This window comes from Brevibacterium sp. W7.2, assembly GCF_018137945.1.
GTDB classification, from domain to species: Bacteria; Actinomycetota; Actinomycetes; order Actinomycetales; family Brevibacteriaceae; genus Brevibacterium; species Brevibacterium sanguinis.
Genome location: NZ_CP073089.1, coordinates 1,964,570 through 1,978,584 on the forward strand (window position 1 = coordinate 1,964,570; position 14,015 = coordinate 1,978,584).

Here is a 14,015-nt window from a genome sequence, read left to right on the forward strand (position 1 = left end):
CGCGTGCCTGCCCGCCGTTCAGCGTTCACGCGCGAGCAGGTAGGCCAGGCACATGTAGGGCAGGTCGACGGTGCCGGTGATCGGATGCTCCTCGGTGAGATAGCCGCGCAGGTTCGCCTCGACGCGGCTGCGGGTCGCCTCGCTCGACCGCAGCCAGTACGACCGGGTGCGCGCGAGATCGACGATGCCGTCGACGTCGAGCGGGGTGGAGAAGTCGATGACGGCCCGGTCGTGGAGGCTGAAGCCGCGCGGCGCGGGCACGTACGCGGGCCGGTAGACGTCCCCGGCGTGCATGATGCGGCTGAGCCGCAGCACCCAGTCGACGCGGACGTCGAGTTGGTTGATGAGGATGAGCAGCCGACCGGAGGGCGTGAGGATCCTCGCGATCTCCTCCCCCGCCGCCGCCTCGTCGAACCAGTGCCAGGCCTGGGCGACCGTGACGACGTCGACGCTGCCGGTCGCCAGGCCGGTCGTCTCCGCGGACCCGACGAGAGACGGTGCCGGATTGTGCTCGAGGGCCGCGGCGTCGGGGTCGACGGCGACGACCTCGGCGCCGGCGGCGAGCAGCCTCCGACTGAGGATTCCCGTGCCCGCCCCGAGGTCGCACACCCGCAGCCCGGCCCAGCCGGCGTCGAGGAGGTCGAGGGCCGCCTGCGGATAGTCGGGGCGGACGGCGTCGTAGAGGTGGGCCTGAGTGCCGAACCGAGTCCCATGCGCGGCCTGAGCCCGGGGTCTGACCATGGCGCTGTCCTCCTCTGCGACTCTGCGGCCGATCGTCTCAGGAACACACTCTAACGAACACGCCCGGCCCGCCCTGTGACTAGGATGGAGGCACCGGCAGTCACCACCGCCGCAGCGCGGCGAGAAGGAGCATCGATGACCCCCACCCCCGATCTCGAGTCCGCACTCGAGAAGGCCTCCCGCGCGTACGAGGAGTTCGCCTCGCGCGGCCTCGACCTCGACATCACCCGAGGCAAGCCGAGTCCCGCCCAGCTCGACCTCGCGGTCGACCTGTTCACGCAGGTGACCGGGGACGACTACCGGACACCGGGGGGTGTCGACACGCGCAACTACGGTGGCCTCGACGGGATCATCGAACTCCGGGAGATCTTCGCGCCGCTGCTCAAGGTGCCCGCCGAGCAGCTGCTCGCCGGCGGCAACGCCTCGCTCACCCTCATGGCGCAGGCGCTCACCTTCGCCCTCCTCCACGGCACAGCCGCCGATTCCACCCCGTGGGGGGCGGGCACCCACAAGCTCATCTGCCCGGTCCCCGGCTACGACCGCCATTTCACTCTCGCCGAATCCCTCGGCTTCGAGCTGCTGAGCATTCCGATGGACGATGAGGGCCCCGACCTCGACGCGGCGCAGCGCCTCGCCGCGGACCCGACCGTCAAGGGCATGTGGCTCGTGCCGATGTACTCGAACCCGACGGGGATCACCATCACTCCCGACCGGGCCGCCGCGCTGGCGGCGATGCCCGCTGCCGCCCCGGACTTCACGCTGCTCTGGGACAACGCGTACGCCCTTCACCACCTCCGCGACGAACACCCGGAGACGATCGACATCCTCTCCCTCTGCGCGGCCGCCGGCCATCCCGAACGCCCCTGGATCTTCGCCTCGACCTCGAAGATCACCCATGCCGGTTCCGGAGTCTCGTTCTTCGCCGGTGGTCCGGAGACCATGCGCTGGTTCACCTCGAACCTCGCGAACATCGCGATCGGGCCCGACAAGGTCAACCAGCTGCGTCACCTGCGCTTCTTCAAGGACAGCCAGGGCGTGATCGACCATATGCGCAAGCACGCGGAGATCATCGCCCCGAAGTTCGACGCGGTGCTCGACGCTCTGGAATCCGGACTCGGCGGAACCGACCTCGCGACGTGGACGAAGCCCGACGGCGGCTACTTCATCACCCTGACCACCCTCGAGGGCACGGCCGATCGGATCGTCAAGCTCGCCGCCGAGGCCGGGGTCAAGCTCACCCCGGCCGGGGCGACGCACCCGTACGGGCTCGACCCGCAGGGCAATGTCATCCGCATCGCTCCGACGATGCCGACCCTGGCCGACGTCGAACTCGCCGCCGAGGGACTCGTCGCCTGCGTCAAGCTCGCCAGCTACGAGAAGCTCCTCGCCGGCTGAGCTCAGGGCCCCGCCGTTCGACGCCGACGGGGCTGCCTGCGCACGATGCGCAGACAGCCCCGTCGGCGTGTGCGGGCTCAGTACTCGTAGAAGCCGCGGCCGGTCTTCCTCCCGAGGAGACCGGCATCGACCATGCGGGAGAGGAGGACCGGAGGCTTCGCGGCGGGATCCCCGGTCTCATCGAAGATGCTCTGAGCCGCGAACAGGCAGGTGTCGAGCCCGACGAGATCGGCGAGGGCGATCGGACCCATCGGGTGGGCGGCCCCGCCGACCATGCCGGCGTCGATGTCCTCCTTCGTCGCCGCCCCCGACTCGAGCATGCGGATCGCCGAGCACAGGTACGGGATGAGGAGGGCGTTGACGATGAACCCGGGCCGGTCCTGGGCCTGCACCGGTGTCTTGCCGAGCACCTGTGACACGAACTCCGTGACGGACTCGGCCACGCCCGGGTCGGTGAGCACCGAGGACACGACCTCGACGAGCGGCTGGACGGGTGCGGGATTGAAGAAGTGGATGCCGAGGACCCGCTCGGGTCGCGAGGTCGCCTGTGCGAAGCGGATGATCGGCATCGACGAGGTGTTCGATGCGAAGATCGCCTCCTCATCGGTGACGACCTCGTCGAGGCGGGCGAAGATCGACTTCTTGATCTCCTCGTTCTCGCTCGCCGCCTCGATGACGAGCTGCCGGTCGGCGAGCTCGGTGATGTCGGTGGTGAATCGCAGCCGCGCCTTGGCCGCCTCGCTCTCGGCGGCCGTGAGCTTGCCCTTCTCCACGGCCCGGGCCAGTGACTTCTCGATCCGCGCCTGACCGGCGGCAGCCGCCTCGTCGCTGACCTCGGAGACGATGACGTCGAGACCGGACTTCGCGAGCACCTCGGCGATGCCGGCTCCCATGAGTCCGCTGCCGATGACAGCGGTGCGGGCGATGACCATGGACTTCCCTTCGTTCTCGGCACCCCGGGCGGGCGCCTCGGTGACTGTCATGAGGCGAGGAACCAGTCCGCGCTGCGGATGGCCTTCATCGCCTCGCGGCGGCGCTCCCCCGGCAGCGTCTGGATGTAGACCTGCCCGTCGAGGTGCGCCACCTCGTGCTGGAGCATCTGCGCGAACACCTCGGTGCCGGAGATCTCGATCGGGTTGTTCTGCGCGTCGACACCGCGCACCCGGGCGAACTCCCACCTCGGGGTGAGGAAGAAGAGCCCCGGCACGGACAGGCAGCCTTCGTCGATGTCGCGCAGCGCACCGCCGAGTTCGACGATCTCGGGGTTGATGACGTACCCGGTGCGCCCGTCGAGGTCGTAGCCGAAGGCCCGCAGCCCCACCCCGATCTGCGGTGCGGCGACGGCTGCCCGCCCCTCGGGCAGGGACGAGTCGACGAGGTCGGCGGCCAGTGCCGCCACGGAGTCGTCGAAGACGGTGATCGGGTCGGCCTTGCTGCGGAGCACGGGGTCACCCCACAGGCGGATGTCCCGCTCAGGCATCGATGACCGCCACGAGATCGCCGCCCTCGAGCTGGGAGACGGAGTCGATCGCGATCCGGGAGATCGGCCCGGCCACGGGCGCGGTGATCGAGGCCTCCATCTTCATCGCCTCGATCGTCGCGATGACATCGCCGGCCTCGACGGTGTCGCCGACGCCGACCTGGAGGGTGACGACACCGGCGAACGGGCTCGAGACGTGCCCCGGCTTCGACGGGTCGGCCTTCTCCGCGGTCTTGACGTCGGACTCGACGGACCGGTCGCGGACCTCGAGCGGACGCAGCTGCCCGTTGAGGGTGAACATCACCGAGCGCATGCCGCGTTCGTCGGTGTCGCCGATCGCGCGCAGGCCGATGAGGAGGTTCTTGCCCTTGGACAGTTCGACGGTCGCCTCCTCACCCGAGGTCAGGCCGTAGAGGTACTCGGCGGTCTCGACGATCGAGAGGTCGCCGAAGCTCGAGCGCATCCGCTCGAACTCCTTCGTCGGGGCGGGGAAGAGCAGTTCGTTGAGCTTCGCCTGCCGCTCGGGCCCGGGGGTCTCAAGCGCCTCCGCGTCCGCCGCAGCGAGCTCCTCGGTGACGGGCTTGTGGGTGCGACCGGCGAGGGCCTTCGTCCGGAAGGGCTCGGGCCAGCCGCCCGGAGGGTCACCGAGGTCGCCGGAGAGGAAGCCGATGACCGAATCCGGGATGTCGAACTTCTCGGGGTTCTCCGCGAACTCGGCCGGGTCGACGCCGGCTCCGACGAGGTGGAGGGCGAGGTCGCCGACGACCTTCGACGAGGGCGTGACCTTGACGAGGTGGCCGAGGATGTCATCGGCGGCCTCGTACATCTTCTCGATCTCCTCGAACCGCTCCCCGAGGCCGAGGGCCACGGCCTGCTGCCGCAGGTTCGAGAGCTGACCGCCGGGGATCTCGTGCCGGTAGACGCGACCCGTCGGCCCGGGCAGACCCGATTCGAAGGGCGCGTAGACCTTGCGCACCGACTCCCAGTAGGGTTCGAGGTCCTCGACGGCGGTGAGGCTGATGCCGGTGTCCCGGTCGGTGTGCTCGAACGCGGCGACGAGGGCGGAGAGGCTCGGCTGGCTCGTCGTGCCGGCCATCGCCGCCGAGGCGGCATCGACGGCGTCGGCCCCGGCGCCGGCCGCGGCGAAGAGGGTCGCGAGCTGACCGCCGGCCGTGTCATGGGTGTGGACGTGGACGGGCAGGTCGAAGTTCTCCCGCAGCGCGGTCACGAGCTTCGCTGCGGCGGCCGGGCGGAGCAGGCCGGCCATGTCCTTGACCGCGAGCACATGCGCTCCGGCCTCGACGATCTGCTCGGCGAGTCGGAGGTAGTAGTCGAGGGTGTAGAGCTCCTCGGCGGGATCGAGGATGTCCGAGGTGTAGCAGAGGGCCACCTCGGCGATCGTCGTGTCCGTGCCGCGCACCGCCTCGATCGCCGGACGCATCTGCTCGATGTCGTTGAGGGCGTCGAAGATGCGGAAGACGTCGATGCCGGTGCGGGCCGCCTCGTCGACGAAGGCATCGGTGACCTGGGTGGGGTACGGCGTGTAGCCGACGGTGTTGCGCCCGCGCAGGAGCATCTGCAGGGCGATGTTCGGCACGGCCTCGCGCAGCTGGGCCAACCGCTCCCACGGATCCTCGCCGAGGAAGCGCAGGGCGACATCGTAGGTCGCCCCGCCCCAGGCTTCGATGCTCAGCAGCTGCGGGGTCATCCGCGCGACATGGCCGGCGACGGCGAGGAGGTCGCGGGTGCGCACCCGGGTGGCGAGAAGGGACTGGTGGGCGTCGCGGAACGTCGTGTCCGTGACCGCCAGGGCCTCCTGCTCGCGCAGGGACCGGGCGAAGGCCTCGGGACCGAGCTCGAGGAGGCGGTCGCGGCTGCCGGGAGGCGGAGCCTGGCCGAGGTCGAGGACGGGCAGCTTGTCGGCCGGGCGCAGGCGCACGGTCGGCTCGCCGTGGGGCCGGTTGACGGTGACGTCGGCGAGGTAGTCGAGGATCTTCGAGCCGCGGTCGGCGCTGACCCGGGCGTCGAGGAGCTGCGGGCGCTCCTCGATGAACGAGGTCGCGAGGTCGCCGGCGACGAACGAGGGGTCCTCGAGCACGGCCTGGAGGAAGCCGATGTTCGAGGACACGCCGCGGATGCGGAACTCCGCGAGGGCGCGGCGGGCGCGGGAGACGGCCTGGGCGAAGTCGCGTCCGCGGCACGTGAGCTTGACGAGCATCGAGTCGAAGTGCGCGCTCACCGAGGCGCCCGCGTGGACGGTGCCGCCGTCGAGGCGGACGCCCGCGCCGCCGGCGGACCGGTAGGCGGTGATCGTGCCGGTGTCGGGCCGGAACGAGTTCGCCGGGTCCTCCGTCGTGATGCGGCACTGCAGGGCAGCGCCCTTGATCCGCATGTCCTCCTGGCGCAGTCCGAGGTCGGCGAGCGTCTCCCCCGCTGCGATGCGCATCTGCGAGGCGACGAGGTCGACGTCGGTGATCTCCTCGGTCACGGTGTGCTCGACCTGGATACGGGGGTTCATCTCGATGAAGACGTGCTTGCCCGCCCGGGGGCCGTCGGTCTCGAGGAGGAACTCGACGGTGCCGGCGTTCTGGTAGCCGAGCGCCTCGGCGAACTTCAGGGCGTCGGAGTGCAGCGCCGCGGCGATCTCGGGGTCGAGGTTGGGCGCCGGAGCGATCTCGATGACCTTCTGGTGGCGGCGCTGGACGGAGCAGTCGCGTTCGAAGAGGTGGATCGCGTTCGCATCGTTGTCGGCCAGGATCTGGACCTCGATGTGGCGCGGGCGCTGCACGGCCTGTTCGATGAAGACCGTGGGGTCGCCGAAGGCGCCTTCGGCTTCGCGCATCGCAGCCTTGAGGGCGTCCTCGAGCTGGTCGGGGTCCGAGACCCGGCGCATGCCGCGGCCACCGCCGCCGGCGACGGCCTTGACGAAGAGGGGGTACTCCATCGCTGAGGCGTCGGCGAGCAGCTGGGCGATGTCCGCCGAGGGACGGGTCGAGTCGAGAACGGGGATGCCTGCTCCGCGGGCTGCCGAGAGCGCCTGGACCTTGTTGCCGGCGAGTTCGAGGACATCGGCCTTGGGGCCGATGAACGTGATGCCGTTCTCTGCGCACGCGCGGGCGAGATCGGGGTTCTCCGAGAGGAAGCCGTACCCGGGGTAGACGGCGTCGGCGCCGGACTCCTTGGCGACGCGGATGATCTCCTCGACGTTGAGGTAGGCACGGACAGGGTGTCCCTCGTCGCCGATCATGTAGGCCTCGTCGGCCTTCATCCGGTGTTCGGAGTTGCGGTCTTCGTAGGGGAAGACAGCAACGGTCGAGGCGCCGAGTTCGTACGCCGCGCGGAACGCGCGGACGGCGATCTCCCCGCGATTGGCCACAAGCACTTTAGAGAACATCCGTGTTTCTCGCTTCTGTATCGGTCGCCGAGCGGCGAACAGTCGACTGGCTGTCGAGAGACCACTCTACTCAGTGACGTGGGCCACTGAATGCAGGGGGTCCCCGATTCGGACACCGCGCTCACCTCGGCGTGGTCGACCCTGCCCGAACGGGGAGGATACGTTACCGTAGGAGGGTGCTTGTCCTCAGTATCAGCAGTCTCAAGGGCGGCGTCGGCAAGACGTCCGTGACCCTCGGTCTCGCGTCGGCCGCGTACAACCGCGGCATCCCGACGCTCGTCGTCGACATGGACCCGCAGGCGGACTCGTCGACGGGACTCGACGTCCCCACCTCGACGCGGGTCGACATCGCCGACGTCCTCGCCGCCCCGAAATCGCAGAAGATCCTCTCCGAGGCGATCATCCCCTCGGGGTGGGTCGGTGACAAGCTGGGGCACCTCGATGTCATCTCCGGCTCGCCGCGGGCCGCGGAGTTCGATCGCCCCTCCCTGTCCGAGCGCTACCTGCGCCGGCTCGAGGATGCGCTCAGCCGAATCGCGAAGGGCTACCGGCTCGTCCTCATCGACTGCCCGCCGAGCCTCAACGGACTTACCCGCACCGCGTGGACGGCGAGCAGCCGGGTGGCGGTCGTCACCGAGCCGAGTCTCTTCTCCGTCGCGGCCGCCGATCGCGCGCTGCGCGCCGCCGACGAGCTGCGCCAACGCGGCACCTCCGACATCCAGCCGCTCGGTCTCGTCGTCAACCGCGTGCGCGCCGGTTCCACCGAGCACGACTACCGGATCACGGAGATGCGGGAGATGTTCGGCCCGCTCGTCCTCAATCCCCCGCTCGCCGAACGCGCCGTCATGCAGCAGGCGCAGGGTTCAGCTCGACCCATCCATTCGTGGCCGGGCAAACCCGCCGAGGAGGTCGCCTCCTCCTTCGACGCCCTCCTCGAGCGCGCCCTGCGCTCGGAGAACATCCGCGGCCGGAAGTCGGCCAAGCAGTCCTAGGCTCTCTCTGCCGGAGTGACTCTCCCCGCCGGAGTGCGGCAGAACGACGAAGGGCCCAACCGGATCGGTTGGGCCCTTCGCCATTCCCCCTGGGGTGTGTGCTCAGCCGAGCTTCTGTGCGCGGCGCTGCGCGAGCTCGTCCATCGCGAGGACGGCGGAATCGTCTTCGGGCAAGCGCTCGCTCGGCAGTTCCGAGAGGCTGCCTTCGACTTCGTTCCACACGCGGCCGACGGCGATGCCGAAGACTCCCTGTCCGCCCTGGAGGAGGTCGACGACCTCATCGGGCGAGGTGCATTCGAAGACGCTCGCGCCGTCGGACATCAGCGTGATCTGGGAGAGGTCCTCGACGCCGCGGGAGCGCAGGTGGTCGACGGCGGTGCGGATCGACTGCAGCCCGACACCGGTGTCGAGGAGGCGCTTGACGATCTTGAGGACGAGGATGTCGCGGAAGCTGTAGAGGCGCTGGCTGCCGGAGCCGGTGGCGTTGCGGATCGAGGGAGTGACGAGGTCGGTGCGTGCCCAGTAGTCGAGGCGCCGGTAGCTGATGCCGACGACCTTGCACACGGTGGGACCGCGGTAGCCGGCCTCTTCATCGAGGACGGGCAGGTCGTCGTCGAACAGGAGACCCTGTGCTGCCGACGGCAGTGGCGTCGACTCGACGCTTTCGTGACTTGAGCGGTTCACACCGACTCCTCCTTATAGTCCCTGGGGGAAGCGAGGCCGCTTCGAAGGGTCAGAGAATGGAATCATTCTACCGCTCTTCGCAGCGAACCTACAGTGGGATTCAACAACTCCAAACTATTCTGCCGCGGAGGCCGCGACAAACACCCCAAGGTAACGATTTGCGCGTGTCGCCGTTATGGGAGGAATCGAACACCGATCCCTGCCCGTGGAACACTCGGCAGACACGGGCTGTGACCTCGGACGATGGGTCCTCAGCCGGCGTTGGTGTCGTCGGGCTCCTCCGCCGCCTTCTTCGGCTTCGCCGAGGTCAGCAGCTTCGTCTTCACGGTCGAGGCGTAGGTGTCGACGTACTCCTGGCCGCTCAGGCGCATGATCTCGTACATGATCTCATCGGTGATCGACCGCAGCAGGAAGCGGTCGACGGGCAGGCCCTCGTACTTCGAGAAGTCCATCGGCGAGCCGAAGACGACCCCGACGCGCCGGAACTTCGGGATGAGACGGCCGGCGGGCTGGATCTTGTCGGTGCCGATGATCGCGACGGGGATGACGGGGGCCCCGGATTCGAGGACGAGGCGGGCGATGCCGGTCCGGCCGCGGTAGAGCTTGCCGTCGGGAGAGCGCGTCCCCTCGGGGTAGATGCCCAGCGAGTTGCCCTCGCGGAGGACCTTGAGTCCGGATTCCAGCGACGCCTGCGACCCGGAGCCGCCGCCGCGGTCCATCGGCAGCTGATTGTTGAGTTTGAAGAACCACCGGGTCGCCGCGCCCTTGATGCCGCGTCCGGTGAAGTAGTCCTTCTTCGCGAGGTAGACGACAGGGCGGGGGGCGAGCAGCGGAACGAAGATCGAATCCATGAAGTGCATGTGGTTGCCGGCGATGATCGCCGGGCCGTCCTGCGGCAGGTTGTCCAAACCGCGCACCCACGGACGGAAGAGGATCCGCAGGATGGGTCCGGCCAGGACCCGTTTGAGAAACCAGTAGAACACGCGCACCCTTCCATGTCACGACGCTTGAACGTCCCCGGTCATCATATATCCAACCGCACTGTCGAACCGTGCGCCGCCGGCCGACGTGCGATGCTGGTGGAATGGACATCGACTTCACCCCCTCTGCCGCACCGCGCGCCGCGTACTCGGCGATCGCCCCGACCGCGGACACCGCGGTCCTCTTCCTCCACGGCATCACCGGCTCACCGGCGGCCTGGCAGCCGATCGCACGGGCCCTGGCAGCCGACGACCTCAGCGTCTCCGTTCCCCTCCTCCCCGGCCACGGCGGCACGTGGCGGGAGCTCGCGGCGACGACGTGGGCAGACTGGCTGACCGCCGCCGAGGCGGAGCTGCGTGAGCTCCAGGCCCGCCACACCCGGGTCGTCGTCGCCGGACTCTCGATGGGCGGGGCACTCACCCTGGCACTGGCGACGGGTGCGAACCCACCGGATGAGATCGTCCTCGTCAACCCCGGCCTCCACATCGACTCCCCGCTCACTCCCCTCCTGCCCGTGCTCAGGCACGTCGTCCCCTTCGTCCCGGCGATCGGCAACGACATCGCCCATCCCGACCGGGACGAGTATGCCGGCGACCGGACACCTGTGGCCGCGGTCGCCTCGTTCGCCGCGGCGCTGACCGACCTCCGGGAGAACCTCTGGCAGGTGGCGACGCCGACGACGGTGCTCGTGTCCGGTCAGGACAGCGTCGTCGGACCGCGAAGTCTGCGGGTGCTCCGGTCCCGCCTCGGCGTGCACCCCGACATCGTGCCGCTGCGGCGCAGTCGACACGTGGCGACCCTCGACTACGATGCCGACGTCATCGCCGAGGCGGTCGCCGCCGCCGCTCACCGCACGCCTGCTCCGCGCGCGGCCGGGGCCCCGCGGTCGGGGACGGATTCGCCCGCCCCGGGAATATCGCGCAAGCGGTGATTGCTGATGAATGACATGAGCGACGACGAGACCGAGGACTGGCGCCGGCAGGTGCCGGAGTCCGAGACGATCGGCGACTCCTCCCGGGTCAGCGACAGCCACTGGGAGGATGTCGTGGCCCGGCTCTCCGAACCGGATGCGCCGATGAGCGAGATGCCCGTCGAGGAGATCCGGGAGCGGCTGGCCGACGCCGAGCACTGGGAACCCGAGCCGGCGGCCCCGATCGGGTGGCGCACTGCTCCCCCGACGCTCATGCTCTCCGTCGTCGCGACCTTCGGAGCCGTCGTCCTCCTCATCATCGGTGCGGTCCTCTTCCGTCCGCTGCCCCAATGGTTCCTCCTCGTCGGACTCGCCGTCGGCATCGGCGGTGCGATCGGGCTGTTCTTCCACCTGCCCAAGCAGTCGCGCACCGAGGGCGGCGACAGCGGAGCCTCGGTGTGAGCGCGTGTCAGGGGCGCCTGGCACACTGGCGACCATGACGTCTCCCGCCACCCCCTTCGATCGGGCGCCGACCCGCCTCGAGCACACGCAGCTGAGCCTCGAGGACATCGGCACCCCGCTCTACGACGTCACATTCGTAGTCGTCGACCTCGAGACGACGGGCACGCACGCGGGAACGGCGGAGATCACCGAGATCGGCGCGGTCAAGCTGCGCGCCGGGGAGGTCGTCGGGGAGTTCCAGACCCTCGTCAAGCCCGAGCACTCCGTCATCACCCCGTTCGTCTCCCGGCTCACCGGCATCACCCACGCCATGGTCGACGACGCCCCGACGATCCGCTCGGTGCTTCCGAGCTTCCTCGAATTCGCCGCCGGCACCGTGCTCGTGGCCCACAACGCCCCCTTCGACATCGGCTTCCTCCGCTCCGCGTGCGACCGCCTCGACTACCACTGGCCGAACCCCCAGGTGCTCGACACGGTGACGCTCTCGCGCCGGGTGCTCGGTCGCGACGAGGTCCGCAACCACAAGCTCGGCACGCTCGCCGCACACTTCGGCACCGCGGTCGAACCCGACCACCGCGCGCTGTCGGACGCGCGGGCGACCGGCGAGGTGCTCCACCGCCTCCTCGAGCGGTTCGGGAGCTTCGGCATCACCACCCTCGAAGAGCTCGCGACGGTCCGTCAGGCCGGGTGGGCGCGACGCCAGGCCAAAGCGCATCTCGCCAAGGGCGTGCCGGCCGAACCCGGCGTCTACATGTTCGTCGACGGCACCCGCCGCGTCCTCTACATCGGCAAGTCCGGCAATATGGCCCGCCGCGTGCGCGGCTACTTCAACGCCTCGGAGAATCGGGGGCGGATGGCCGAGATGATCACCGCGGCGCAGGAGGTCACCGCCCTGCCCTGCGCGCACGTCCTCGAGGCGGAGGTGCGCGAGGTCCGTCTCATCGGCGAACTCGCCCCGCCGTACAACCGGCGGTCGAAGAACCCCGAGCGCAACGCCTGGGTCGTCCTCAGCGACGAGGCCTACCCGAGGCTCTCCGTCGCCCGCTCCCGCTCGGCACTCGAGCGCTCACCGGCACCGCCGCTGGGCCCGTTCCGGTCCCGCAAGCGGGCTCAGGCGGTCAAGGAGCTCCTCGAGACCCTCTACCCCGTCAAACGGTGCACCGCGAAGGTGAGTCCGGCGACGCTGGCAGCCCACCGGGCGTGCGTGAGCGCCCAGGTCGGACAGTGCGGGGGTCCCTGCGCCGGGGTCACCGATCCGGGCGCGTACCGGGCGGCCATCGCCGGGCTCATCGGCGCGCTGTCAGGAGACTTCACCTCGCTGCGCGAGCACAGCCGGGAGCGGATGGCGCGGCTGGCCGGTGAGGCCCGCTACGAGACGGCCGCCGAGGTCCGCGACGGCATGCGGGCGGCACTGTCGACGGCCGCCCGCGCGGAGACCGTGGGACGCCTGGCCGCCGTCGAGGAGATCCAGGCGTGGGCTCCGGGCGCCGAAGGCGGGATCGACCTCGCTGTCATCCGCCGCGGTCGGCTCGCCGCGGCCGGCCACCGGTCGACGCCGACCGGCCTCGACGAGGCGTTCGCAGCACTCGCGGCGACCGCGGAGTGGGTGCCGGCCCCGGGCCTGTTCCCCTCCCCCGGTGATCCGCTGCCCGAGGAGACGCGGATGCTCGCCCACTGGCTGGAGACGGCCGTGCCGTGGTCGGTGACCGGGGAGTGGGCGCTGCCGCGGGAGGGCGCGGTCTTCCACGCCCGGGCCTCAGGCGCCGTTCGCCTCGGCGATGCGTCGTGAGACCGTGACGAGCTGATCGAGCTTCTGGGCCCCGAGCCCGGCGTCGACGGTGTCCTCGACGATGCGCAGCTTCGCGGCGAGGCGTTCGGTGAACGACCCGACAGCGGCCTCGTCGGCGGCGACGAGCGCAGCGGCGGCGTTGATGAGGACGATGTCGCGCACCGGTGACTTCTCACCGGCGAGCACCGACCGGGTGATCGCGGCGTTCTCGAGCGGTCCGCCGCCGCGCAGGTCGTCCTTCGTCACCCGTTCGAACCCGAGGTCGAGGGCATCGAACGTCGTGTGTTCGACTTCGCCGTGCCGGACCTCCCAGACGTCGTTGACGTCGGTGTTGCTCAGTTCGTCGAGACCGTCCCGGGAGCGGAAGACGACCGCCTGGTGACCGCGTTTGGCGAGGGTGCCGACGACGAGGGGGGCCATCTGCGCATCGGCGACGCCGATCGCGGTGTGCCGGGCGCGGGCCGGATTCGTCAGCGGACCGAGGATGTTGAACGCCGTCGGCACGCTGATCTGGCGCCGCACGGCGGCGACGAACTGCATCGACGGGTGGAAGACGTTGGCGAAGCAGAACGCCAGCCCCACCTCGGCGGCGACGATGCCCGTCTGCTCGGGCGTGATGTCGAACCGGACGCCGAGGGCCTCGAGGACGTCCGCCGACCCCGACGCCGAGGAGGTCGCCCGGTTGCCGTGCTTGACGACCCGCTGCCCGGTGGCGGAGATGATCATCGCCGCGGTCGAGGAGATGTTCGCCGTCTTCGCCCGGTCACCGCCGGTGCCGACGATGTCGACGGAGTCCTCGAGACCGGGCAGGGGCACGGCGTGCTCCATCATCGCCGCGACGAGACCGGCGATCTCCGCGACCGTCTCGCCCTTCGTGTGGTGTGCGGCGAGGAATGCGGCCATCGTCACATCGGGAGTCTGGCCGGACATGATCTGATCCATCGCCCATGAGGCCTGGGCCTCGGTGAGGTCCTGACCGTGCATGAGGGTCATGAGCAGGTCGGGCCAGTTCGCAGTGACGTCCGCACCTGTCGATTCGGTCCCGGTGACCGTGGTCGCCGGGGCTGTCGTGCGCGGGTGATCCGTCATTGCTCAGTGCTCTCCATCTGGGGGCGCGTGCACCGCCTCCGAACAGGAGGCGGACCTTACCTGCGGCATCCTATCGCGTCTTCGACACGCGGGGTGGA

12 protein-coding genes are annotated in these 14,015 nt (G+C 69.9%); 5 read left to right on the top strand and 7 right to left on the bottom strand.

Going from position 1 to position 14,015, the window contains the following annotated elements; translation table 11 throughout:
• Nucleotides 1-18 precede the first annotated feature (18 nt).
• A complete protein-coding gene (locus J9315_RS08780) occupies nt 19-741 on the bottom strand; it encodes a class I SAM-dependent methyltransferase (protein ID WP_211977566.1) in 723 nt (240 codons plus the stop codon).
• A 135-nt stretch (nt 742-876) separates the two neighbouring features.
• Between J9315_RS08780 and J9315_RS08785 the strand changes: the two genes are divergently transcribed.
• Nucleotides 877-2,136: an aminotransferase class I/II-fold pyridoxal phosphate-dependent enzyme gene (locus J9315_RS08785; protein ID WP_198498755.1), complete on the top strand. Its 1,260-nt coding sequence runs from the start codon at nt 877-879 to the stop codon at nt 2,134-2,136.
• A 77-nt stretch (nt 2,137-2,213) separates the two neighbouring features.
• On the opposite strand, the gene J9315_RS08790 is transcribed toward J9315_RS08785, so the two are convergent.
• Genes J9315_RS08790 through J9315_RS08800 form a run of 3 tightly spaced genes read right to left on the bottom strand, consistent with a single transcriptional unit; the run spans nt 2,214 to nt 7,010 of the window.
• Complete coding sequence (locus J9315_RS08790; RefSeq protein WP_269780022.1) at nt 2,214-3,119, bottom strand: 3-hydroxybutyryl-CoA dehydrogenase; 906 nt, start codon at nt 3,117-3,119, stop codon at nt 2,214-2,216.
• Complete coding sequence (locus J9315_RS08795; RefSeq protein WP_198498754.1) at nt 3,116-3,616, bottom strand: peptide deformylase; 501 nt, start codon at nt 3,614-3,616, stop codon at nt 3,116-3,118. Before J9315_RS08795 ends, J9315_RS08790 begins: the two co-directional genes overlap by 4 nt.
• Nucleotides 3,609-7,010: a pyruvate carboxylase gene (locus J9315_RS08800; protein WP_198498753.1), complete on the bottom strand. Its 3,402-nt coding sequence runs from the start codon at nt 7,008-7,010 to the stop codon at nt 3,609-3,611. The genes J9315_RS08795 and J9315_RS08800 overlap by 8 nt, the downstream gene beginning before the upstream one ends.
• Before the next feature lie 176 nt (nt 7,011-7,186).
• On the opposite strand from J9315_RS08800, the gene J9315_RS08805 reads away from it, so the two are divergent.
• Nucleotides 7,187-8,002, top strand: a complete 816-nt coding sequence (locus J9315_RS08805) for a ParA family protein (protein WP_137826149.1) — start codon at nt 7,187-7,189, stop codon at nt 8,000-8,002.
• A 102-nt stretch (nt 8,003-8,104) separates the two neighbouring features.
• Here J9315_RS08805 and J9315_RS08810 read toward each other — a convergent pair whose 3' ends face one another.
• Nucleotides 8,105-8,686: a MerR family transcriptional regulator gene (locus tag J9315_RS08810; protein WP_137826148.1), complete on the bottom strand. Its 582-nt coding sequence runs from the start codon at nt 8,684-8,686 to the stop codon at nt 8,105-8,107.
• A gap of 251 nt (nt 8,687-8,937) precedes the next feature.
• A complete protein-coding gene (locus J9315_RS08815) occupies nt 8,938-9,669 on the bottom strand; it encodes a lysophospholipid acyltransferase family protein (RefSeq protein WP_198498752.1) in 732 nt (243 codons plus the stop codon).
• Nucleotides 9,670-9,770: 101 nt separating this feature from the next.
• Here J9315_RS08815 and J9315_RS08820 point away from each other — a divergent pair, with 101 nt between their 5' ends.
• The 3 genes from J9315_RS08820 to J9315_RS08830 are packed head-to-tail and all read left to right on the top strand — an operon-like array spanning nt 9,771 to nt 12,828.
• A complete protein-coding gene (locus tag J9315_RS08820) occupies nt 9,771-10,598 on the top strand; it encodes an alpha/beta fold hydrolase (RefSeq protein WP_211977567.1) in 828 nt (275 codons plus the stop codon).
• 15 nt (nt 10,599-10,613) lie between these two features.
• Nucleotides 10,614-11,039, top strand: coding sequence for a hypothetical protein (locus J9315_RS08825; protein ID WP_198498750.1), 426 nt, complete (start codon nt 10,614-10,616; stop codon nt 11,037-11,039).
• Nucleotides 11,040-11,073: 34 nt separating this feature from the next.
• A complete protein-coding gene (locus J9315_RS08830) occupies nt 11,074-12,828 on the top strand; it encodes a DEDD exonuclease domain-containing protein (protein WP_211977568.1) in 1,755 nt (584 codons plus the stop codon).
• Here the strand turns inward: J9315_RS08830 and trpD are convergent.
• Nucleotides 12,796-13,917, bottom strand: a complete 1,122-nt coding sequence (trpD, locus tag J9315_RS08835; RefSeq protein ID WP_198498748.1) for an anthranilate phosphoribosyltransferase — start codon at nt 13,915-13,917, stop codon at nt 12,796-12,798. The two genes, J9315_RS08830 and trpD, sit on opposite strands and share 33 nt — an antisense overlap.
• Between the last annotated feature and the right edge of the window lie 98 nt (nt 13,918-14,015).